The sequence below is a fragment of the Capsulimonas corticalis genome, from assembly GCF_003574315.2.
Taxonomy (GTDB): Bacteria; Armatimonadota; Armatimonadia; order Armatimonadales; family Capsulimonadaceae; genus Capsulimonas; species Capsulimonas corticalis.
The window spans coordinates 2,482,564-2,505,749 of sequence record NZ_AP025739.1; the positions used below are offsets into that span (position 1 = coordinate 2,482,564).

Genomic DNA, 23,186 nt, shown 5'->3' on the forward strand with positions numbered 1-23,186 from the left:
CCTATTCCCCGGCGCTTTAGTGCGTCTGCCTGGCAAACCCACCCCCGGCCTTCGGCCGACCCCTCCCGCCGACGGGAAGGGTGATTTCAGAGTGTGTTATAGCAGGCCGCTCCCGTAAGAGGCTATCTTACCAACCCTTCCCGTCGGCGGGAGGGGTCGGCCGAAGGCCGGGGGTGGGTTTGCCAGGAAGAGTGCGCGCGAAGCGCCGGGGAATAGGGAGTAACACCTACCCCAGTAACGCTCGCACCGCACCGCCAATATCCTCCGCGCGCATCAATGTTTCGCCGACGAGAATCGCGTGCGCGCCGGCTTCGCGGACGCGGGTGATGTCGGCTGGGGTTTTGATGCCGCTTTCGGCGACCAGGGTGGCGCCGGGGCCGACCATCGACGCCAGACGCTCGACGATGCCAAGGTCCGTGACGAAGGTGGAGAGGTCACGGCTGTTGATGCCGATCAGGGTGGCGCCGGCGTGACTCGCCACCTGCATTTCGGAGACGCTGTGCACTTCCACCAGGGCTTGCAGGCCCAGGCTGCGGGCGACGGCGCTGTAGTCCTGGATCTGGTACGGCGTCAGAGCGCTTGCGATCAGCAGGATGGCGTCGGCGCCCAGCACGCGGGCTTCATAGATCTGGTAGGGATCGACAGTGAAGTCCTTGCGCAGCAGCGGCAGATTGACGGATTTGCGGACGGCTTTTAAGAACTCGTCGTGGCCCTGGAAAAAGCGTTCGTCGGTGAGCACGGAAAGGCAGTCGGCGCCGCTGTCTTCGTAGGTCCGGGCGATCTGAACGGCGTCGAAGTCGGCTCGGATCAGACCGGCGGTGGGCGAAGCCTTCTTGACCTCGGCGATCAATGCGACCTTGCCCAGACGCGGGCGGCGCAGCGCGGCGGTGAAGTCGCGTGTCGGCGGCTGATCGGCGGCGCGGTCGCGGATCTCGGCAAACGGAACCTCGCGCCTTCGCTGCGCCATCTCCATCTTCTTGTGCGCCAGAATCGTCTGTAAAATCGTATCAGCCATTCGTAAACTCCCGCAATCGCTCCAGGGCGTCCTGCGCCGCGCCGCTGTCGATCAGCTCGCCGGCGCGCGCCACGCCATCTGACAGCGATTCTACCACACCGCCCACCATCAGCACGCCGGCCGCATTGAGAAGGGCGATTTCGCGGCGCGGTCCCCGGTCCTCGCCGCGCAGCACGCCAAGCAGAATCCGCGCGTTGTCTTCCGGCGTATCGCTCGCCGCCAGCTCATGGATGGTCGCGATCGGCAGGCCAAGCTCGGTGTCGGCGTCCAGAATGTAAGAGCGCACTTCACCGTCCTTGAGTTCGCTGACGGCGGTCTTGCCGAGCGTCGAAAGCTCATCCAGACCTTCCAGGCCATGCACTAATAAGGCGCGTTGGCTGCCGAGGTTGCGCAGTACGTGTGCGAGTGTCTCGCAGACGGCGCCGTCGTAGACGCCGATGAGTTGCACGCTGGCGCCGGCGGGGTTCGTGAGCGGTCCAAGCATGTTGAAGATCGTCCGGATGCCAATCTCCCGGCGCGGGCCGGCGGCGTACTTGAACGAGGGATGCATGGACGGCGCGAACAAAAAGCCGATGCCGACTTCCTCCACGCACCGGCCGACATCGTGGGGCGGCAGATCGAGCTTCACGCCCAGCGCCTCCAGAACGTCGGCGCTGCCGCACTTGCTGGTCGCCGCCCGGTTGCCGTGCTTCGCTACCGCAAGCCGCCCATCCGCCGCGACGACCAGCGCCGCCGCCGTTGAGATATTGAAGGTCTTGAGGCTGTCGCCGCCGGTGCCGCAGGTATCCACGATGACCTTGTCGGTCTGCACGGGAACCTGCACGGCGTACTCACGCATCACGCGCGCGAAACCCGTGATCTCGGCGATCGATTCGCCCTTCGCGCGCAGCGCCACCGCCAGAGCGGCGATCTGCGCGGGGGTCGCCGCGCCTTCCATGATCTGTGTCATGGCGCTGGCGGACTCTTCCTCGGTGAGGTCCTGCCGGTCGATCAGCTTCTGTATCGCATGTTTCATTGTCTTAGATTAATCCATCTGCTGGCGCGCCAGCCCGCGAATGAGTTCGGCGCGCAGGTATTCGCCCTGGCCGTCCAGCGCCTCGGCGTCGAGGTCAAGCTGCAGTGAGACGCTTGGCTCGACTCCCTTGGCGACATCGCCTTGCAACACAGCCAGCGTTTTGGAGTTCACGGAGGTCTCCAGCGGCGGATCCTTGGGCAGCTTCTTATAGAAGAAAGCCGAAATGGGCTCGGCGAGCGTTTCTCGCGTCCCGTCGTCGTGCTCCACGCTCATGATCAGCTTGCGCGGATCCAGCCGCACGGGATAGATATCGGCGCGCGCGAGCCGCCACCGATAGGAGTTGATGAAGCGGCGCACGATTTCATCGCCCGTCTCCAGCGCGATTTCGCGCAGCGCCTCCACGTCGTCAATGTCCGAGACCTCGCGCTCCTGAACGAGCCGCAGGATCGTTCCCTTCCACCAGGCCCAGTCGCCGAACAGGCCCTGGCCGTCGGTGCCGTCACTGAGCGAGGGCGGGAAAAAGAGCGTGATATTCGCGCCGTGGAGATTGCAGATGAGAGGGTCCAGATCCGGCCCCTGCGCGCAAAAATCCAGCGCATAAGGCAGTTCAATCCGGATATCGGCGATGAGTTTCAAAGGGCGGGCTCCAGTAGTTTGACCCAGAGGCTCCGTCGCGACTGCGAATTTGAGATTCGAATCGGGACCATGGGTATAAAACCCACGTCTGGGAGACGCTGTGCGTCTAACCGTCCGTGCCGGACGGACAAAATATTTGTGTTCGATTGCCGGCATTTGCGTCCGGCACGGACGCTTAGCGCCTTGCGCTCCCAGACGTGGGTTTTATACCCATGGTTCCGAAAATGGTGAGGGAGCGGAAATTGTGCTGTTAGAGAAAGCGGCTGACAATATTTTACCCTCCCCCGGAACCGGGAGAGGGTAAAAGAGGGGCGAAGCGGGGAAGTTATTTCGCGGGAACCACATCGGCGAGGCCCAGGTCGGCGCTCTGGTCGCCGCCGGTTTGGCGGATATGGGCGGCGATGGTGACCGTCGCGCCGGGAGTCATGAGCGCCTGGGCGGCGGCGTAGGTGTCCAGCAGTTGGTACGAGCCGTTGGCGCCGCCTTCGGTAGCCGCGAGGACGCCGTTGACATAAATATCGACATCGTCGTCGTGGAGCACCAGGAATTGAAGGTCCGTAAACGGTCCTGCGGGCAGCGTCACGGTGCGGCGAATCCAGATATCGTCGGTCAGCCAGCTTGTCCCCAGCATCTTGATGCCGGACGTGCCGGCCTTGCCGAACGGCGCGGCGCCCGTTTTCCAGGACGTGTCGTCGAAGCCGGCTTTGTTCCAGTCGTCCGACGGACGGTCCGTCGTGTACTTCCAGCTCTGCGCGGTGTTCTCGGAGGTCGCGATGACGGGCTGGATGACCGGCGCCTCGGGAACATTCGCCCAGCCGCCGACCTTCGCGGTGTCCGCCGCCGACCACTTCTTCCAGATCGCCGGATCGGAGATCGCCTTGATGAAGAAGCCGCCGACGACCGGGCGGGCGCGGAACGCCGGGTTTGGCGGGGTGTCGTCCGTATTATAGGAGTCGACCAGGGGCAGGCGCTGATCCGTCACGTAAAGATAATCGTAGATCGGATTGGTGATTGTCTCGAAGTCGGCCTGGTTGTCGGCGAGCGTCGCGGTCCAGTACTCCCAGTCGGTCTTGGTCAGCTTGGTGCGCGAATCGAGCGGCAGACCGTACTGCTTCATCTGCGTCTTGTAGTACGCGATTTCCTTTTGAGCCGTATCGGCGGGGAAGACGTTCAGTCCCGAGATTTTATCCCAGACGAGGTTATATTTCTGGCTCCAGCTGTTGGGTTTGTCGAAGGCGAGACGAGAATGGTCGCCGTCGCTGGCCGCTTCGGTCCAGTGCAGCGCGTCGGCTTTCGCCAGCGCCTGATACTTATCGGCCGACGCCGCATCGCCGCGCATGCGGCAGAGGTCGCCATAGGCGGCGATGGCGAGGATCGCCTTGACCGCAAGATTCGAGTTATGGGCGAGATGTCCCATGAAGTCGTCGGTGCAGAGCTGGTCTTCCGGATCCAGACCGTACTTCTCCAGATACTGCTCCCATTTGGTCAATTGCGGCCAGAAGCGCGAGGCGAAGTCGGGGTTGCCTTCTTGTTTGGCGATGGCGTCGCAGAGCAGGATCAGATTTCCGGATTCTTCGACCGGCATCATATCGCCTTCGTTGGTCGAGTTTTCTCCGCCGCCGTAGACCTGACCGGTGGCTTTGGGATAAGTGCCAAGATCATGCGGGGCGAAGGGGAATTTCCAGCGGCTCGCGGCGCTGTAAAGCATGGCGGGCGCGGCGAGGGCCTTGGCGTAAGTCGGTCCCATCAGCAGGAACTGCGGGGCGGCGGGATAGATGATATCCACGGTGGCGATACAGCCGTTGCTGCTGTTCTCTTTGGGGAAGATCAGCGGCTGCTTGTTGGGATCGGCGGCGAGCCCGCTTCCGGCGAGCGTCTGCCGGTAAGCCAGCGCGGTGACCTGGGCGTACTTCGCGCCGCCGACTTTGGTCATGTCCGCCATCATCGTCGCGTCGAAGTCGGCGCTGCGCTTGGTGAGGGAATCGTAGTCTTTTTCCGCCGCCTGGAGCAGATCGGACGGCGTTGCGCCGTTGCGCCGCCAGAACGGCTGGAGCTTCTGGCGGAAGAAGTTGATGGAGTAGATCTCGTCGTAGGCCAGGCTCAGGTGGCGCGAGACCGGCTTGCTCCCGACTTTGCCAAGGTCGAACGTAAAGGCGAGGACCGGCTGGTCGTCGGCGACGGCGCGCGGCTGGCGGGTGTCGTCTGAACTCGGGAGCGACCCATCGTTAATAAACGAAGTCAGCAGCTTGATATTGCCGCCGATGGCGGATTTGGACTGCTGAGCGTTCGCGGCGGCGTAGGCATATCCCCAGTCGATGCGTGTGTCGTCACCGGAGGGAACGAGATACGTCTGGTCTTTGGTCCCGACGCTGAGCGCCGTCAGCGGCCCGAACGTCTCGCGCTTCCAGACGACTTGCTGATTCGTTTCATTGACCGAGAGTTCCGAGCTGGTGCTGTCGTAGAGCGAAACAGTGTGCGAGCCGCCGTGCGACTTGACGTCCCAGGTCAGATAGGTGACGGGCCGGGCCAGTACGTCCAGGTCGTCGGGAAGCGAGGGAGTGGTGAAGGTGAGGGTGACGTGGACGGCGTCGTTCTCGAAATCGTAGATGCTGCGCGTCGGCAGAACCTTGACGCTGAGCTGCGGCAGCGCGGGAACGCCCGACGGCCCGGCGCCCATCAAACGATATGTTTTGCCGTCGATACGGATCAAGCTGACGAGCGCATGATCGCGCCCGGTCCAGTGCTTGGTCGTGCTGTCGTTGAGGTTGGTCGTGCGCGACCAGATGCTGAAGTTCGGATTGATGGCGACCAGCGGCGTCGCGGGCGGACGAAGGTCCTGCGCTCCCGCGCAGATCGGCAGCAGGGCCGAGATCGCGGAGAGTGTGAAGACCGTCGCGGAATGCAAAAGCTTCATATATGTAGCAGTCCCAATCTTGGTAAGCGTATTCGAATGCCAATATCTTACCACTCGTTCCGCCAAATGGGAATACCCAGAACGCACGAAAACCTTCGTGAAAAGCACATTTCTTATTGAAATATTTCAATCGGAGTGAAGAAGCTATGAGGCTGCTTGCTTTGTAAAACACAGAGATCAGAGGCGGCGATGAGCCGCCGCCTCTGACGAGAGAGGTGTTATTTCGCCGGCTGTACGTCGACGATTCCCAGGTCGACGCCCTGGCCGCCGGTGGTCTGGTGGACATGGGCGGCGAGGGTGATCGCGGCGCCGGGTTTGATCAGCGCGCGCGCTTCGGGCGCGATGTCCAGCAGCGTGTAGCTGGTGGTCCAGCCGCCCTCGGTCGCGGCGAGGACGCCGTTGATATAGGCGTCGATATCCTCGTCATGGAACACGCTGAACTGCAGGTTGCGATAGGGGCCTGCCGGGAGCGTGACCGTGCGGCGGATCCAGATGTCGGCCGTTCCCCAGTCGGTATGGTGCGCGCCGTTGTTGCCGAAGCCCGCCGGGGCTTCCTTCCAGCTGGAGTCGTCGAAGTTCGCCGCCGTCCAGTTGTCCGCGGGCTTGTCGGTGGTGTAGCGCCAGGTCTGCGGCGTGGTCTCGGAGGTCGGGACGACATCCTTGGTGACTGGCTTCGGAGGCAGCGGCGCCCATCCTGAGATTTTGGCGGTGTCGCGGCTCGCCCACTTCTTCCAAATGGCCTGGTCGGTCAGCGCCTTGATGAAGAAACCGCCGACGACCGGGCGGGCGTGCATGCCGTCGCTATGAATGTCGTCCGTGACGTACGAGTCCATGATCGGGGAGCGCGACGTGGTCGTGTTCAGGTAATCATAGATCGGCGTGATCACGGCTTCGAAGTCGGCCTGGTTATCGGCGAGCGTCGCGCTCCAGATCGACCAGTCGGTCTTCGTGATATGGGTGCGCGAGTCGAGAGGGACGCCGTACTTCTGCATCACCGTCTTGTAATAGGTGACTTCTTTCTGCCCCGTGTTGTCGGGGAAGACGTTCAGGCCGAGAACTTTGTCCCAGACAAGATTGTACTTCTGGCTCCAGGTATTCGGCTTATCAAACGCCAGCAGCGAGTGGTCGCCAGCGTCGGCGACTTTCGCCCAGTGCGCCGCGTCCGCTTTGGCGATCGCCGAATACTTGTCGGCGTTGGCCGTCTCGCCGCGCATCCGGCACAGGTCGCTGTAGGCGGCCAGCGCGAGGATACCCTTGATTGAGAGGTTCGCGTTGTGCGCCAGATGTCCCATAAAGTCGTCGGTGCAGAGCTGGTCCTCGGGGTCCAGGCCGTACTGCTCCAGATACTGAGCCCACTGCGTGATCTGCGGCCACCAGGGAGTCACGAAGTCCGCATTTCCTTCGGCTTTGGCGATGGCGTCGCAGTCGATCAGGATATTGCCGGATTCTTCGACCGGCATCTGCTCGCCGCCGTCGTCAGTGCCGCGCGCGACGGGGTAAGTGCCCAGGTCATGCGGGGAGTTGGGGAACTTCCAGTGGTCCGATGCGCCGTAGGCGAGCACCGGCGCGAGCGAGGCTTTCGCGAGCGTCGGGCTGAGCATGATCCAGATCGGCTCCATCGGGAAGATGACGTCCACGGTGGCGATATCGCCGTTGCTGGTGTTCTCCTTGGTGAAGAAGAGCGGCTTGCCGTTTTTGTCCGCCGCCAGGCCGTTTGCGGCGAAGCACTGGCGGTAGGCGAGGGCGGTGATCTGCGCGTACTTGGCGCCGCCGACTTTGGTCAGGTCGGCCATTAGCTCGGTGTCGAAGCTCGCGCAGCGCGTCTGCACGTCGGCGTAATCTTTTTCGGCCGCTTGCAGCATGGTGGACGGCGTGGCGCCGTTGCGGCGCCAGTAGGGGCGCAGGTTTTCGCCGAAGAACTTGACCGTGTAAATCTCATCGTAGGCCACGCTTATGTGGCGCGATACGGCGGTCTTGCCGACCTTGCCCAGATCGAAGGTGAACGCGAGGACGGGCTGATCGTCGGTGGTGGGACGCGGCATGCGGCTGTCATCCGTCGCCGTCAGCGCGCCGCTCTTGACGAACGACGCCGTCAGCGCGGCGTCGCCGCCAATCGCCGATTTCGACTGTGCGGAGTTCGCGGCCGCATAAGCGTAGCCCCAGTCGATGCGGGTGTCGTCTCCGGGCGGAGTCAGCAGGGTCTGCGCCTTGGTTCCGACGCTGAGCGCCGTCAGCGGTCCGAACGTCGCGCGCTTCCAGACGACCGGCTGTTCGGGAGTGTTCACGGCGAGCTGGGAGCTGGTGCTGTCGTAGAGGGAGACGGTGTGGGCGGCGCCGTCGACCGATTTGACTTCCCAGGTGATGTAAGAGAGCGGGCGGGACAGCACGTTCAGATCGCTCGGCAGCGCGGCCGTGGTGAACGTCATGGTGACGTGGACGGCGGCGTTTTCGAATTCGTAGATGCTGCGCGTCGGCAGCACTTTGAGGCCGACCTGCGGCAGCACGGGCGTGTCTACCGGGTCGTTGCCCATCAGACGGTAGGTCTGCCCATCGATGCGAATCAAGCTGACCAGGGCGTGGTCGCGCTTGGTCCAATGCTGCGTGGTCGCTTCATTGAGGTGATCCGCCGGGGACCAGACACTGAGATACGGGTTGAAGGTGACGAGCGGGACGGACGGCGGGCGAAGGTCAGTTTCCGCTCCCGCGCCGCGCAGCGGCAGGAGCGCCGACGCCGCCGCGAATGCGACGAATGTCTTGGACGCAAATGGTTTCATTGGGATTATACCTATCTTCGAGGTTACTGCCCAATTTTACCATTCCACGCACAAAAGGACCATAGTCGAAACGCACACGCGTCTTCGTCAAAAGCACATCGTGAGCGGCCATTCTCTCAGCCGAGGATGGGGATTTCCGGCGCGATCGCCTCATTGAACACGCGCGCGGCTCCGTCTTCGGTGACGGTGAAGATGTTTTCCAGGCGCACGCCGAACTTGCCGGGCAGATAGATCCCCGGCTCGATCGAGCAGCAGTTGCCCGGCTGTAGCTTGATGCGGTTGCCTTCGACGATGTAAGGGGACTCGTGGTCTTCCAGGCCGATGCCGTGTCCGGTGCGGTGCAGGAAGAAGTCGCCATAGCCGGCGTCGGCGATCACCTTGCGCGCGGCGGCGTCCACATCATGCCCGGTCGCGCCGGGCTGCACGGCGGCCACCGCCGCTTGATGCGCCGCGTAGACGATCTCGTAGACACGTTTGGCCTCATCGCTGGCATGCTCGATGGCCGCGACGCGCGTGATGTCGCCGCAGTAGCCGTCGACCTTCGCGCCGAAGTCCAGCACCATCACGTCGCCGCTTTTGATGCGTGTTTTGCCGGTATGGTGGTGCGGCAGCGCTCCGTTCGCGCCCGCGCCGATGATCGATCCGAACGACGTGGTGTGTCCGCGCTCGTTCAGGCTCGTTTCAATCGCCAGTGCGACGCTGCGTTCGGTCGCGCCGATCTTGCAGGCGTCGTAGACGATGGGAATCAGCGAATCCGTGACATCGGCGGCGTGCTGCATCGCGGCCAGCTCCAGCGTATCCTTGGCGGCGCGCAGCGGTTCGATGGCCGAGCCGGCGAGTTTCAGCAGTGTGGTCGGCGCCAATCCCTGGATCTTCAATGCGAAGCGCGCGGGCATGCTTTCGTCGAGCCCGACGATTCCAATATCGAGCGTCAGGTCCACGAACACTTCCGCCAGCAACGTTTCCCAGCCGCCGGCGTCGTCCCAAACGCGCACGTCCGTGACGCCCGCCGGGTTCGCGCGCACCTGCTCCGCGTTGATCGCCGGCGTGATGAACAGCCACGGCTGGTCGTCCGGCACGATCAGCGCCAGCAGGCGCTCGTAGCCTTCCTCGCTGAATCCCGTCAGATAGCGCATCGCGGCGCCGGGCGTCAGGATCAGCGTGTCCAGTCCCTGAAGCGCCATCTCTGTGCGCACGCGGCTCAATCGCTGTTCGTAGATGTTCATAGATGAGACGATTGTACCCCGCCGCGCCGCCGCTCACAAGTGCGGACGCCATGCGGGCGTGCTGTCGGTTGTGGAGCCGTCCGAGATTTGGCGCGGGTGGGCGCCATTGGCGTTCGCGACATAAATCTGGCTTTTGGTGTTGACCGCAACACGGCAGAATGCGATTTGCCGCCCATCCGGGGACCACGCGGGCGAGAAGTCATCGTACTGGGTGTGTATCCATTCCCGAAGACGGGATTTGCGATGAAGCCGCAGCACGTAAATACGTGAGCGCCCATTGCGCTTCCAGGTGAACGCGATCTTTCGGCCGTCTGGGGACCATGCGGGCGCGTCGAAGTTGTGGCGCGCCATTGCCGGAAAGGCAGGGTGCGCGCCCGATCCATCGGCGCTGGCGATAAAGATTTGGGAGCGCCCTTGCGCGGGATCGAAATGGATGTAGGCGTAGCGGGAGCCGCTCGGGGACCATGTGGGAGATCCGTCTTCTCCGGGGCCATGGCTGAGCCGCTTGGCGCGTCCGCTGGAAACATTGAGCGAGTAGATCCTGTAATGTCCGATAGCGTCGTGATACGCGCTGAAGAGAATTGTCTTTCCATCGGGCGAAAATCGTGGATCGGCGCAAAGGTCTTTGCCATCCGTCAATCGGACTTTCCCGGTTCCATCCGCATGAATCAGAAAGATCTGAAAGCGGCTTACCGACGGATCATAGCGCCGGAACGCGATCTTCGAGCCGTCCGGGCTCCACGACGGCGACGTTGGGTCTCCATAAACCGGCGCATCCGTGGTGATGTGCGTGACGCGCCCGTCGCGCGGCGACATCACGCACACCTGACCGACCCGATCGAAGGCGATCCGATCGGAGCGAGGGTGAGCGGGATGCGCCGCATGGTGAGCTTTCGCGGCGGCGCCAATGTTGACGCCGCCGCCGAGCAGTATCGCCGCCATCGTCCAATGAAACGAATTGCGCGCCACAGGGTGCTCCTTAAGCTCTCGCAAAAAGGCTCGCGCCTTGGAGTTTGGAAAAACCGGATCGTCGTGTCGTTTATTGCACGCTCAGGATCTCTCCCGTGTGCGAATCGATGCGAACCTCAGAGGCCCCCTGCGGCGCCTTATTGTTCCCTTTGCCGTCCATAGCCGCCAGGAACTTGCCTTGCAGAACGATCGCGCCGCCCGAAATGTGCGACTGGAGCGCGTCCGTGGATTGCGCCTTGACGACGTGGCTCGTGGCGTACGGCAGCACGGAGGCGACGAGTCCCGTAGCGGCGTCGAAGCTGACAATAGCGTTCGTGGCGGTCGCGAGCGTTGAGCCGGCTCCAATCACACGCACGTAAGTGGACGTCAATCCATTCCAATACTTTAATCCGGTGAGAGCATCGGACGCCGAAATCGTAAAGATCAGATTTGGCGCATTGGCGACGTCGGTGGGAAGCGCCGCAACTCTGGTTCCCGAAGGCGTCGTCGCGTCGAATGTCAGCAGACTGGTGATTGCCGTCCCTTGCTGGCTGTACAGGAATCCGGAAGCCGCGGTTCCGTAGTTGTAGCCTGCGGGCCCGACAAAGTAACGCTTGGTGATGAGCGTGGACCAGGAGGGAGTGGCGTCGTTCGCGGAGCCGTCGGAAATCCTTGCTGGCTGTGTCCCATCCGCATTGGCGACATAGATTTGAGAATGTCCCGTGGAGTCCGTGCGGCTGAAGGTGATTTTACTGCCGTCCGGAGCCCATGCGGGGTAAAAATCATCATAACTCGAGGAGGTGAGGCCTTGTAAGCTGGCGCCGCTGACCAGCCCCGCATAGATGTGATAGTTGGAGCCGTTCTTCCAGACAAAGGCAATCTTGGTTCCATCGGGAGACCACGCCGGCTCAAAAAAGTCATAGGTAGCATAAGCCGAGAATACGGCGTGTGCTCCGGAACCATTCGCATTTGCAATATAGATTTGATAGTGTCCCGCCGTTGAGTCGTAATGGACGTAAGCGTACTTGGAGCCATCCGGCGACCACGTGGGGTCATTATCAACGGATACTCCGGTGCTGAGGCGCGTCGCGGCTCCGCCGGTGGGGTTAATCGAGTAGATCTGTTGTGCTCCGGCGCTGGAATTGTATGTGTCGTACAGAATGGCCGAGTTTGTGGGGGATGCGCTGGGGTTGAAGCAGTCGCTTGTCCCATCCGTCAGTCGCACCATTCCCGTTTTATCGGCGTTGATCGTGAAGATTTGGAAATGTGACACCGTAGTGTCATAACGTGAGAACGCGATCTTGGAGTTATTGAGGAGCCACACCGGCGTTGTGGCGTTTGAATATGTGATGAGATCACTTGTGAGCTCGGCGGCGTTTGCGCCGTTGGGAGATATCGTGTAAACCTCTCCGTTGCGATCAAACGCGATCTGCGTGTAGCTAAGGTTCGGAGACTGTGCGGCTTGAAGCGTGGTGATGCTGGCGCCCGCCACCCCCGTGACAACGGTATTCGCGGAAGCGCCGACAACCGGCGTTTGCAAGGCGCCGACCACATTCGCGGTCAGCGCGCCAAACGTTTGCGTCTGTTCTCCACCGGTCGGCGTGGAAGTGCTGCTGGAGGACGAGCCGCCGCCGCCGCCACATCCCGGCAGCGCGGTCACGCTGAGGAAAAGCGCCGATGCGGAAACAGCGCGGTAGAGTGAATTTCTTGTCAATCGTGTGCCTCTTTCAAGATTGTGAAATGAGAGAACGCCAGGCATCATGAAGAGCGCCGACTGCTGTGAGCGTCCCCTTCATAACAAGATCGTCTGTTTGCGATGCGTGGCCGGCACAGATTTTCCGAATAGGAGTGTACCCAGTCCAGGCGGGAGCCTATGTATGGTATCTTTCAGATTCGGCTTGATCTCTATTTATTGCAAAATAAAAGTGTTGCGTGGTAAAACAAAAACGGCCGATCGCTCCTCAGAGAGCGATCGGCCGTCGCAGCGCCGTAATGACGCGTGACTGGGGGAAACCTGGTCAGTTTTCCAGGAAATTCCGGATCATCTGTTTTCCATGCTCGGTCAGCACGGATTCCGGATGAAATTGCACCCCCTCCAGCGGCCACGTCTTATGCTTCAGTCCCATAATCTCCCCATCCGCCGATTCCGCCGTAATCTCCACGCTATCCGGCAGCGTCGCCCGCTCCACGATCAGCGAATGGTACCGAGTCGCCTCCAGCGGCGACGGCAGCCCGGCAAACACGCCCTTCCCGGTATGCGTGATCGCCGAAGTCTTCCCATGCATCAGCTTATCCGCCCGGATCACCTTGCCGCCGACCGCCTGCCCCAGCGCCTGCATTCCCAGGCAAACGCCAAAAATCGGAACCGTCGCCCCCAGCTCCCGGATCACCTCCAGCGTAATCCCCGCCTCATCCGGCGTCCCCGGCCCCGGCGATATTAAAATCTTCTCCGGCGCCAGCGCTTTAATGTCGGCGACCGTGAGCGTATCATTGCGGCGGACGTCTAGGTCCGCGCCCATCTCGCCCAGGTATTGGACAAGGTTGTAAGTGAAAGAGTCGTAGTTATCGATGACGAGCACTTTTGACATAATATCTGTTTCCTTAAGCGTATCAAATGTGAGTTTGCAATGTCGTGACGTATCCGCGCCCATTCCCGCGTTCAACGCCACCAGTGATTCTCTGGCAGCAGGCGAACGTCAGAGTGCATGACGTTTTCAAACCACGCTTTCATCTGCGTTTTCATGACCAAGTACTCCGAAGCCGCATGCGATGTCCCGATCAGCGACATGGGCGTCGTCTTGGCATACTCCATGATTCGGGCGTCGCGCGATCGGCCAATTTCGTTGTCGATATGATTTCGGATTTCGCCGGTCACATACGTCTGCGCTCCCTTGGATTGCGCCTCCTCGTAGAGCTCGACGCGTGTTCCGGCGCCGGCGACGATCGCAATGCGCGTGAGTTCGTTATGCTTCGCGCCGAGGAACTCCTCATAGGGAAGGTCCATCGCCGCGATGAGCTCGGCGATCAAAGTGTCGGTGCTGCGCGGCGCGAGTTCACAGATTGCTCCGTACGGTCCGTGTTCCCCGTCGTAAACATGGTCCACGATTGTCGCCCCAATTATCTCGATAATCGCTGCTGTCGTGCCAATTTGCCAGTTCAAGTCCATCGGTATATGGCACGAATAGTACGACAGACCGCGTTCGCGCATCGCCTGAAGCTGCGCCTCGGGGATGGGAATGATGAACGGTTCTGGCTGCGATTTGCCCCGAGGATCGCCCATCCGCATGTCGAGAGCATGATGCGAAAAGAACAGATCGCCAGGCCGCGCCTGCTGGATAAATCGATCGATGACGATTTCACTTGGGAACACGCCGCAGAATACAGCGCCGACATCTTCGTGACCACGTATCGTAAGCCCGTTGAACCGAGTGCAAAACTCTGGCTCGAAGTAGCCGCGCCAATCGACACCGAGAGGCTCATAAGTCATCGGCACAAACTGCCGAAACGCGGGATCGCTGTCGACTTGCTTGATCTTGAAGAGGTCATCAAGCGCGCTTACGATGTGTGCGAGCTTTTGCATGGCGATCTCCTTTCCCAAAATTATCTCCGACTGAACAGATCAATGGTATTTTAGATATCATGCCTGTCGCTCTATGATATATATTTTGTAGACGCGCACTTAGCGTATCGCCTAGCGGCGCGGATCGCCCGTATGGTGGCCCAATCGCTCCAAGGCGCTGGCGACTCTGTCAGGGTAGTAAAACGCCCACAGGTCCATGCCGTGAGATCCGCTTTCGCGACACGCGTCATTTTCGATATATAAGATACTCTCGATCGTGTCCAGGAAAACACTGTCGACTTGACGCCGTCCGATTTCGTCGGGTTTACCGTGGATCGGAATAATATCGAACCACAGATAACATATCTCGTTGAGCGCGTCGGATTCGGGAGCGCCTCCGGGCTGCTCATAAAAAACATACGACGAACACCGCTGAGCAAAGCATTGTCGGAACAGCTGCTCCATCGCCTCAATACATCGCTTCCGACTTGGCCAGGGAACGGCTTCGTCCAGCAGCGCATACATATGATTTGAGCCGGTGTTGCTTGCCAAGAGCCAAAAACCTTGATTGAGCTGAGCGTTTGAGAACGGCGCCAGCACATCGCCGGCGTTTTCGAACAGCGCCGTCATGTACTCAACAACCTGGGCGTTATGCTCCTCCTCATTCCAGGACGGCGTATTCAAGTCCCAATGCCAGGCTGGTACGCTGAAGGGATGGTCGAATATGTACGCCACCCATTCCTCAAAGGTGTTAATTGAAAGTAGTTGGCACATCGTTCGTTCACCCCTCGGCTCGGCCGAATTCCCCAATTACTTTATTCGTAGACGAGCGTTCAATGTATAATCTATATTTTTGAAACCAATGTCCTCAAACTCGAATAGGATTCTCATATCAAGTGCGGCTGCTAGAATATTATCTGTCAGATTATCGAAATCAATGCGCGTGACATCGACTGGGTTGTGCGCGGATCGTAGGTAGATCGATCCTTCGATATATCCTTCCTCCGGGTTGACAGGAAATATAAATGCAGTATTGGTCAATTCTGTGATCGTTTTATCACCAAAATCAATCCAATCGAGCCGGATCGATGTCTTTACGCGTTCATCGTCTAATTCGAAAGGGACAATTGGAATTTCAATATTGTATAAGTCCTTGTCCGCATTCATAGGCTTGATTATACCGATTTCACAACTTAGGAAATGAACAGGAAAATCGACAATCTCGTCAATTTTATTGGTTTCAGACATTCATTACCTCGTTAGTCATAAGACTGTCAGCTAGTTCTAAGTGATAATCATATCGCAAAAAACTCGAAGCAATGACGGTCCTTAGGATCTGCATTGTAAATTAAACTCATCTCTTGCCTTTTGCAGCTTCGCCCTAATGACGGGATCGTCTGACCGATAGTTAAGACCGAGAGTCTTTTGATAATGGATGAGAAGCTTGAATCTCAAATCCTGAGTGAATGGGTGGACAACAGCATTGCAGTCTTCGCCGTAAAATACGTCGCACCCTTCTAGACGCGCTTCTAACCATTCTGCAATTTTGATAAATAGCGGGAGATCTCCCCGTTCGTAACCAACTCCAAAATAGTCCTTATAGAGGTTAAGGTTCAGCCATAATCCCGAGCGAATGTAAGTCTCGTGGGGCGGTGTGAAGTAGCTCAAATAACATTTGAGATCCTCTGAATCAATCGCAGCAATCGGGCCGCCGATATAGAAGTCATCGGACGGATCGATAGGGAGCGTCGGCTCCATCGTCAGTTGCTGCCATAGGCTTTCCGGCGTGCCTCCCAATGGAAGGGCCTCCACGCGAAATATCATTTCAGCCCCAAGGGCCATGGCGATTTCCTCAATATGGACAACTCAAACAAAAAGCCGGACACTCCATCAATGGGGAATGTCCGGCTTCTGTATTCTACGCTCTTCGCAACAAAATGTCAGGCGTGTACAGGCGACGGCATCCCCAGCGGTGTGGGGCGCCACCATCGGCGGATTTGTGTTTGCGCGCCTGTGATCATGGGGTTATGATACTGGATAGGGACGGGTCCTGTCAAGATCATCCACAACATCGCACTCCGTCGCCGTCGCTTTCGGCGGCGCCTTGCTGACCGCCGCCAGTGTCATATGATCGTCCTTTTGAATCAACGTCAGTATAGATAATGCTTGCGTGGTTTTCCCATCCATGCGCGCATAAACCGAGAGTCCGCGTAGTGTGTGACCCAATCTTTTCCATCGATCGGTATCCCGACGACTCGGCCGGGCATCCTCTTCACCATATTGCGAAATGCGGGCTCGCAATCCTCCGACCAACGCGCTCTCTTGCGCAAGGCCGTGTGATCGTAAGGGCATTCGAGCGGCAGGGGCGGCCATAGACACGACTCAAAGTCGACAATTCCGTCGATAATCTCGGAGATGGCCGCAACAATCTCGCCGAGGATGCGGTCGTTATGCTCGCCGGAGCAGATCGAGGAGCAGCCAATATATTGGCGCGGCGCAAACCCAAACGCTTCCGCGAATAGATGATTGTGCGAAGAACCTGGGTTCCATTCGCATGGCTCCACGCCTACCCAGAAGAGGCCCGGCAGTGGCAGCGTGACTTTCCAAGTCTTGCTTCTGAGATTCCGAACCTGATATTCGTTCCCATCATGACCTGTGCTGATGCTGTCCATATACCGATCCAGCGCCTCGTGTTGGGTCTCATCGAGTTCGCGGGCGACGAGTATTGAGCAACTTGGTCCACCCACGGTATCTCCTCCTTTCCGTTACGTCGGCGTGTCGAGTCGTCCCGTCGCCGCTGAAACGGACGAGCCAATTGAGTGTATGGCGCCGCTCAAAGTTAGGCGACTGAAGTCATGCGGCATCACAAGCCGCCGCCACTTCTGACCAATTTGATGTCTCCCCAAGTCCCATTTCCGACTGGCCTAGTGCCTCAGGAATCAAGCTGGCGCACGTGGCTCGCAGGCGGAGGAGTGCTTCTTCGGGCGCCACTTCAAGAGCGAACGTCATTGTCTTACGCTCCTCCCATTACTGCACTCCTTGTACCTCAGAAACAAAAATAGCCGGACTTCCCTGTTGTGCAAGGATGCCCGGCTTCTGTAAACTTCGCAAAATCGGATTGATCTTAGGCGTATACAGGCGACGGCATCCCCAGCGGTGTGGGGCGCCACCATCGGCGGGTCTGTGTTTGCGCGCCTGTGATCATGGGATTATGATACTGGATAGGGACGGGTTCTGTCAAGGCGGCGATTGGGGCAGTTCCGAGGTTCATCCGGCATTCGTGTGGGCGCTGAAGATAATCCAGGTGGTGGGGCTGTTTCCGGTCATGCCGCCCTGCGCCGTTTCTATGTGATCGATGGTGAAATTGGCTTCGCGGAGCAGGGCCGCGAAGTTATCTTCCTGCCAGAAGATGAACTGTCGTTCGATGCCTATGCCGTATTTGTCGTCGTGGATCATTTGCGGACCCTGCGGCCCCATCTTAAGCGAGATCCGCGTGCGGCCGCTGGGCGTGAGGATACGATGTAAGTCATGGAGGAAGGTAGGGACATCGCTTTCGGGGACGTGAATGAGAGAGGCGGAGATCCACGCGCCGTCGAAGGATTGGGCGGCGAAAGCTGTTCCGATCTCTCGCATGTCTAAACGGAGGAACGCTGGGTTGTCCGATGACGATCTTTCCCTTGACGATCTTTCCCTGGCGATTTGGATCATGGCTTCGGAATAATCGATGGCGGTGACTGCAAATCCCAGATCTGCGAATTGCTGCGCGTGTATGCCGGGGCCGCAGCCGAGATCGATGAGGCGGGGTCCGGCGAGACTTTCCGCGAATGTCCGAAGATGAGGAGGGACTTCAATCTGACGGTTCTCCAAGGTCTTCTTTGTAAACGCTCGCGCCACTTCGATGTCTTCGTAGACCCGTCGCGTGGCGGATTGTCCGTCGAGTTTTTCGTCCGAGTGTGTCATCTGATATTTTTCTCTATGGGCGACGGCGCGCACAACGCGGTTTGTTTCTTGATCTGCAATAATGGAGCCATATTGATCGCGTTTCGTCGGAAAGAGTACCCAAATGCAAGAAGACCCGCATATTTCGCGACTTGATCGGGCGTTCGCGTCGCTTGAAGGCGTGAGCGTCGGCGATGCGTTCGGCAGCCTTTTCTTCAATTTGCCGGAGATCGTTGAGCCGAAGATCGAGCGGCGCGAGACTCCGGAGGGAGTTTGGCTGTTTACGGACGATACGATGATGGCGCTGTCCGTCTACAATATGCTGCGCGATCAAGGGGCGGTCCTGCCGGACTTGCTGGCGGCGGACTTCGCCGCGCGTTACGACAACACGCGGGGGTATGGCCCGACGATGCATGGGCTGCTTGCCGATATCGCCGTTTGGCCGTCGCGATGGCGTACGCTGGCCGGCGCGCAGTTCGGCGGCCGAGGATCGTTTGGCAACGGCTCCGCGATGCGCGTTGCCCCGATCGGAGCATACTTTGCGGACGATCTGGGCAAGGTGGCGGAGCAGGCCGAGCTGTCGTCGATCACCACGCATACGAATTCCGAAGCCATCGCGGGTGCGGTCGCCGTTGCGGTGGGCGCGGCGATTGCCGCAAGTCTTTCGGGCGGCGGCCGGCCAGGGCGCGCCGAATTTCTGAGCGCCGTCATCGCGCACGTTCCCGACAGCGAAGTGCGCGCGCGTCTGCGCCTGGCGCGGGATATGGACGACGGCGCGTCCGTGCGCCACGCCGTTGCGGTGCTCGGCAACGGCGTCGGCATCTCGGCCCAGGACACCGTCCCCTTCAGCCTCTGGTGCGCGGGCGAGCGCCTGGACAGCTACGAAGAAGCGCTCTGGCTGACCGTCTCCGGCCTCGGCGACCGCGACACCACATGCGCCATTGTCGGCGGCGTTGTCGCCTGCTATACCGGCGCCGACGGCATCCCCGCCGAATGGCGCCGCCGACGCGAACCGCTGCCCGATTGGAGATAGCGTCGATGAGCTCCCCTAACGCTTGCGCTCGTTAGCCGTGTCCTTGTTTTTCAGAAACCAGGCGGAATTGTGTGATTACGTTGTCTCCAAGATGGAATAACGGAGAAAGCGGATCGTGGTTATTCCCAAGCGCGTCCCAGTTCGCCTCGTATGTGTGGACGGCTTCCGGCGTGAGAACGTAAAATCGCACGTGATTCTGTTTGGGCAACGGAAAAGATTGCGTCGTCTGCATAAGAGTGAGATAATCCCCTGCGGCGGCGATCAACGCCAGGCCGGCGTTTCGGACGCTGTCATGCCCAACTCCGCCTAAAAGCCCGCCGCCGCCGCTGTAGTAAATGCTGACGCTGCCTTCACACATCGTCATGAGGGTCGCGGAACCGCTGGAAGTCGCAAGATCCATCAAGACCCCGTAAGGCTCCCCGGGCTTTGCATTAAGCCCGATGTCTTCCGGCTTTGTCTTAAGCGCAAACTCACGCATCCCGTGATATACTTCTGGACCGCTCTTAGGCTTCGCCTCGCCGGCTTCAGCCGCCCCCTCTTTTTTCTTCGAAAACGGCCACATCACTTCATTCCTTTTCTGTTGGTTTTGTTGATGTTAGTTGCTGGGCGAGGGCATCTTTTTGCCGTCAACAAACATCGTCTCGTTTTGGAAAGTCTCACTGAGCAGACGCCATTTTCCCGCTTGCTTCACCCATTTATCCAAATAATAGCCGCCGCCTGTCAGATGATGTGTCGCCCCTTTAGGCCCGAACTCTCCAGTCATGTCTTTTTGTATGAGGTCGCCTTTTTGAAAGATATTTACGAGAGCGACATTGCCAGATACCGCCAGCTTCGTAATCGTGGTTTTTATCTGGATGGTGCGTACTCTCTCTTTATCTCCGCCAGCCGCCATGGTGTGCTTTGCTCTGAGCATCAGCTCATCACGGTATGGACCTTTCGCCAGAGTATCGTCGATCGCGGAGATTAGCTGCTGACCTCCGCTTCCGCTCAAAGCCTGATCCATGCGATGATAGCTCGCGTTCAACTCTTTTCGTACTCCCGCATCGTCATTTCGCGCCTGGGATGTCGCTGTTACCGATAGCAGTAAGAAAACTGCGGCTGCCCAATGTTTTCGCATTTGTTTGTTCCTGATTCTGATGGTGAGTTGTTTTATTGCTTTGATCGGCTTTTTTACGTCGGCGTGTCGACATCGTCCCAGTCGCTGTTTTGGAATCGAACCAGCCAGTTGAGGGCGTGGTGGCGTTCCTTGACCACGCTCGCATTCACGTTTGCCGGGGGCGCTTGCCGCTGGACGCGGGCTTCTGTAACGGCCCAGTGCAGACGGTAGTGGAGGTCGAGCGCGTCGAGGATCTCTGCGGCGGGGCGCAGGGTGGCGGATTGGACAAATGCTTTTGTGTTGTTGTCCAGCGCGCCGCGCGCGGCTTGGGGCACATCGCAGATTTGCGACGGCCAGGGGAGGCTGTCCGATAAGCGGAGCGCCCACTGGAGGACGGCCAGCGCTTCGTAGCGCCAGGCGAAGTTGATGATGTCCTGTTTGATTGGGGAGGCGGCAAAGAGAAAGTGGCGCTCCGCCGGCGTCAGACCTTCAAAGCCGACGGGACAGCGGTTTCTTAACTCGGCGATGGGGAGCGGGTCGTTCTCATTCAGGGATTCGGCGCGTACGCAGGGAATGAACAGACCCAGCGATCTCAGGGCGACCTCGGACGGCGTGCGCAGTTGGACTTCCTCGGCGCTGATGAGCGGCGGCAGCGAGCGCGCCGTGGGAACGCCGGATGCGGTGAGGGTCGCATTGGTGCGCGCCTTGCGTTCGGCGGCGTCCGCCGGATAGGGGACCTGCGCTGCGGGATCGCTTTCGCCATTGGCGCCGACGAGGATACGCCCTTCGGAGTCGCGCACCGCGCCGTCCGGTGTGAACAAGATCCCGTTCGCGCGGCGCGCCCAATGCGCGAGCGCAGCCAGATCCGCGTCCTCCACATTCATGCTGAATTGATTCCGTGTGCGCTCGATATGGAGGAGCACATGGTAGAGCGTCTGCGTCATCGTCTCGCTTCGGTTTCGAACGTATCCGCCGAAGCCGTTGAGGTGGCCGGCCAGCGCGGGTTCGCCGTGGCCGCGGCTCCCCAGAAGCGCATGCGGGAAGTCGGGAGCGGGCGGGGCGCCTAACGTCGAGTAAATGTTGATAAGTGTAGTCATTGAGGTTGTCCGTGATGGTGTTGAGTTTCGTCTGTCTCCTGCGCCAGAAAGGAGCGTACAAGATGCGTGCGGGACATGTCCGAGCCGGTGAGCAGCGCCAGCCAGCCGTCGTGGAACGAGAGATGGTTCACGGCGCTCTTCTGATCGAAGACGAACGCGACGACTTCCGCGAGGGAGCGCGCGGTGGCCTCGGCTTCACGGACCCGGCCTTGCAGCCCGAGCAGAAAGTCGCGCTTGCGCGTAAGAATTTCCTCGACGCTTTCGGCGTCCGTGAGGGTAAGTCCATGGGCGTCAAAGAGGCATCGGGGGCGCAGCGCGATTACCTGCTCCAGACTGCGGATCCAGGCGGGGCCGTCGACTTCGCGGAGCTGGCTGTCGATGTCGGCGGCGATATAGAGATCTCCGCTGAACAGCCAGCCCTCCGACGGTTCGTAAAGACACACATGGTCCGGGGAGTGGCCGGGCGTGTGCAGAACGGTGAAGATGCGCTCGCCCGTACTCACGGTTTCCGGGATCGGGCGGGCGCGGGAGCTGGTTGGCGGTCCGAACATAAAGTTTCGATACCAGGCGCGCTCCGATGGGTAGCGGATCTCCGCGAGGGCGAGCGGGTGGGCGTAGAGCGCGGTCGTCGCCGCAAACAGATCGTTGTTTCCAACATGGTCTTCATGGTGATGCGTGTTCACGACGGCGGTGATGGCGGCGCCCATCCCCAGTCGCTTCAATGTCTGGTCCAGGCATTGGCGCGCCCAGGGGAACCCGGTATCCACGATCAGAGCGCGGTCGATCACGTAACTCACCGAGTAATCGTATCCTCCGCCCAGACGCGACACGGCCTTCGTCACAAGGTTATCGATTCGAATGCAGAGGACGCCGGGGACCGGTTCGGTGACCTGCGCTCGGAGCGGCACAAGCGGCGTGCGTCGAAAAGCCGCTTCCAGCGGACGCCAGGCGAGGCGGCGGACCCATGCGCCGATCATGTCGCGCTCCGTTTCCGGAACGGCGTCAGCGTGATGGGAACGACTCCGGCTCTGTCGAAATAGGGATCCAAGCGCCGCGCCAACTCCGGCCATTTTTGATGCGGAACCGACGGATACAGATGATGCTCCAGATGATATAGGTGCTCCAGGGCGACGATCGACGCCACGCGCCCTCGGAAGAGCCGGGTCTGAAACAGCGGCGACCGTCCCGCGGCGTCGTGGGGAATATACGCCGTGATCACCGGAATGATCCAGCTTCCCATGACGATCAGCACGGCGTAGACCAGCGGCGCCGACGTGACCGGCCACAGCGCAATCGCGGCGCTCGCCAGCGCCATCACGCCCAGCCCCTCCCCAATAATCCAAGCGCGGTCCCGCTTCGCCCGGCGGATCGCCCAGAACCACACGCGCGGCTGGAGAGTCACGCCATCGACCAGCGCCCCCAGCAGCGACATCCGCGCCGCGCGGCCCTCCAAATCATCCTCATGCGGAAACCGCGCATGGTGGTGCAGGTGAACCAGGCGATAAGCATGACCGCTGCGCAGCGTCAGCAGCTCAATCGCGCACAGCATTCGATCATTCCATCGCCGCGACATCCCCAAATTGCGATGCACCAGATCGTGGGAGATCGACCCATACGTGACAAAGCTCAGATACATCAGCGCCAGCACCGCCGCCGGCCACCAGCGCGCCCCCGCAAACCCCGCATAAGCAGCGACGCAAAGAAACGGAACCGCCAGCCCCCAGACCCGCTGACGAATCGTGATCCGCGTCAGATCCTCCCCCAATTGCGAAAGCGGAGGCAGCGGCTGTGTCATGAGGATTCTCTTTTCTCCGTAAAGCGCCGGAAACTGCCTTCGCGATCTCGGATAGACATAACGATCAAATTGGATACAGACGCCATGAATGCTATTCCCGAGTTTTCCGCCACTTGCGGTTGGTATGTTACCTGCGTGA

General features: G+C 59.9%; 21 protein-coding genes. 1 reads left to right on the forward strand and 20 read right to left on the reverse strand.

Translation table 11 applies throughout. The features are described 5' to 3' along the window. Positions 1–226 precede the first annotated feature (226 nt). The 15 genes from trpC to D5261_RS10635 all read right to left on the reverse strand — a co-directional run bounded on the left by trpC (position 227) and on the right by D5261_RS10635 (position 18,080). On the reverse strand, positions 227–1,015 hold the full coding sequence (gene trpC / locus D5261_RS10565) for an indole-3-glycerol phosphate synthase TrpC (protein ID WP_119323681.1): 789 nt from the start codon (positions 1,013–1,015) through the stop codon (positions 227–229). Beyond that, positions 1,008–2,030, reverse strand: coding sequence for an anthranilate phosphoribosyltransferase (gene trpD / locus D5261_RS10570; RefSeq protein WP_119323680.1), 1,023 nt, complete (start codon positions 2,028–2,030; stop codon positions 1,008–1,010). Before trpD ends, trpC begins: the two co-directional genes overlap by 8 nt. 9 nt (positions 2,031–2,039) lie before the next feature. Beyond that, entirely contained in the window at positions 2,040–2,666 is a 627-nt protein-coding gene (locus tag D5261_RS10575) for a hypothetical protein (protein WP_119323679.1), read from the reverse strand. 325 nt (positions 2,667–2,991) lie between these two features. Further along, positions 2,992–5,580, reverse strand: a complete 2,589-nt coding sequence (locus D5261_RS10580; RefSeq protein WP_119323678.1) for a glutaminase family protein — start codon at positions 5,578–5,580, stop codon at positions 2,992–2,994. Between the two features lie 218 nt (positions 5,581–5,798). Further along, complete coding sequence (locus D5261_RS10585) at positions 5,799–8,354, reverse strand: glutaminase family protein (protein ID WP_119323677.1); 2,556 nt, start codon at positions 8,352–8,354, stop codon at positions 5,799–5,801. A gap of 116 nt (positions 8,355–8,470) precedes the next feature. Further along, positions 8,471–9,580 carry a M24 family metallopeptidase gene (locus D5261_RS10590; RefSeq protein ID WP_119323676.1) on the reverse strand — a complete coding sequence of 370 codons (1,110 nt, stop codon included), beginning with the start codon at positions 9,578–9,580 and terminating at the stop codon, positions 8,471–8,473. A 33-nt stretch (positions 9,581–9,613) separates the two neighbouring features. Continuing rightward, complete coding sequence (locus D5261_RS10595; protein WP_119323675.1) at positions 9,614–10,549, reverse strand: PD40 domain-containing protein; 936 nt, start codon at positions 10,547–10,549, stop codon at positions 9,614–9,616. A 70-nt stretch (positions 10,550–10,619) separates the two neighbouring features. Further along, complete coding sequence (locus D5261_RS10600) at positions 10,620–12,242, reverse strand: DUF5050 domain-containing protein (RefSeq protein ID WP_165864492.1); 1,623 nt, start codon at positions 12,240–12,242, stop codon at positions 10,620–10,622. 304 nt (positions 12,243–12,546) lie between these two features. Beyond that, a complete protein-coding gene (locus D5261_RS10605) occupies positions 12,547–13,116 on the reverse strand; it encodes an anthranilate synthase component II (RefSeq protein WP_119323673.1) in 570 nt (189 codons plus the stop codon). Between the two features lie 71 nt (positions 13,117–13,187). Then, a complete protein-coding gene (locus D5261_RS10610; RefSeq protein ID WP_125206221.1) occupies positions 13,188–14,108 on the reverse strand; it encodes a Nif3-like dinuclear metal center hexameric protein in 921 nt (306 codons plus the stop codon). Between the two features lie 111 nt (positions 14,109–14,219). After that, positions 14,220–14,822 carry a hypothetical protein gene (locus D5261_RS10615; protein WP_125206220.1) on the reverse strand — a complete coding sequence of 201 codons (603 nt, stop codon included), beginning with the start codon at positions 14,820–14,822 and terminating at the stop codon, positions 14,220–14,222. Positions 14,823–14,897: 75 nt separating this feature from the next. Further along, complete coding sequence (locus D5261_RS10620) at positions 14,898–15,335, reverse strand: hypothetical protein (RefSeq protein ID WP_119323670.1); 438 nt, start codon at positions 15,333–15,335, stop codon at positions 14,898–14,900. 81 nt (positions 15,336–15,416) lie between these two features. Then, positions 15,417–15,929: a hypothetical protein gene (locus D5261_RS10625; protein WP_119323669.1), complete on the reverse strand. Its 513-nt coding sequence runs from the start codon at positions 15,927–15,929 to the stop codon at positions 15,417–15,419. 308 nt (positions 15,930–16,237) lie between these two features. Beyond that, entirely contained in the window at positions 16,238–16,834 is a 597-nt protein-coding gene (locus tag D5261_RS10630) for a DUF6368 family protein (RefSeq protein WP_125206219.1), read from the reverse strand. A gap of 520 nt (positions 16,835–17,354) precedes the next feature. Next, positions 17,355–18,080: a class I SAM-dependent methyltransferase gene (locus tag D5261_RS10635; RefSeq protein WP_125206218.1), complete on the reverse strand. Its 726-nt coding sequence runs from the start codon at positions 18,078–18,080 to the stop codon at positions 17,355–17,357. A 70-nt stretch (positions 18,081–18,150) separates the two neighbouring features. Between D5261_RS10635 and D5261_RS10640 the strand changes: the two genes are divergently transcribed. Then, complete coding sequence (locus D5261_RS10640; RefSeq protein WP_119323666.1) at positions 18,151–19,059, forward strand: ADP-ribosylglycohydrolase family protein; 909 nt, start codon at positions 18,151–18,153, stop codon at positions 19,057–19,059. 31 nt (positions 19,060–19,090) lie between these two features. Here the strand turns inward: D5261_RS10640 and D5261_RS10645 are convergent, their stop codons facing one another. Genes D5261_RS10645 through D5261_RS10665 form a run of 5 tightly spaced genes read right to left on the reverse strand, consistent with a single transcriptional unit; the run spans position 19,091 to position 23,047 of the window. After that, positions 19,091–19,621 carry a hypothetical protein gene (locus tag D5261_RS10645; protein WP_119323665.1) on the reverse strand — a complete coding sequence of 177 codons (531 nt, stop codon included), beginning with the start codon at positions 19,619–19,621 and terminating at the stop codon, positions 19,091–19,093. Between the two features lie 33 nt (positions 19,622–19,654). Beyond that, the gene (locus D5261_RS10650) at positions 19,655–20,176 is read right to left on the reverse strand and encodes a nuclear transport factor 2 family protein (RefSeq protein WP_125206217.1); all 522 of its coding nucleotides are present in this window, start codon (positions 20,174–20,176) and stop codon (positions 19,655–19,657) included. Positions 20,177–20,229: 53 nt separating this feature from the next. After that, complete coding sequence (locus D5261_RS10655) at positions 20,230–21,252, reverse strand: DUF4272 domain-containing protein (RefSeq protein WP_119323663.1); 1,023 nt, start codon at positions 21,250–21,252, stop codon at positions 20,230–20,232. Then, the gene (locus D5261_RS10660; protein WP_165864491.1) at positions 21,249–22,229 is read right to left on the reverse strand and encodes an MBL fold metallo-hydrolase; all 981 of its coding nucleotides are present in this window, start codon (positions 22,227–22,229) and stop codon (positions 21,249–21,251) included. Before D5261_RS10660 ends, D5261_RS10655 begins: the two co-directional genes overlap by 4 nt. After that, the gene (locus D5261_RS10665) at positions 22,226–23,047 is read right to left on the reverse strand and encodes a fatty acid desaturase family protein (RefSeq protein ID WP_119323661.1); all 822 of its coding nucleotides are present in this window, start codon (positions 23,045–23,047) and stop codon (positions 22,226–22,228) included. Before D5261_RS10665 ends, D5261_RS10660 begins: the two co-directional genes overlap by 4 nt. Positions 23,048–23,186: the final 139 nt, after the last annotated feature.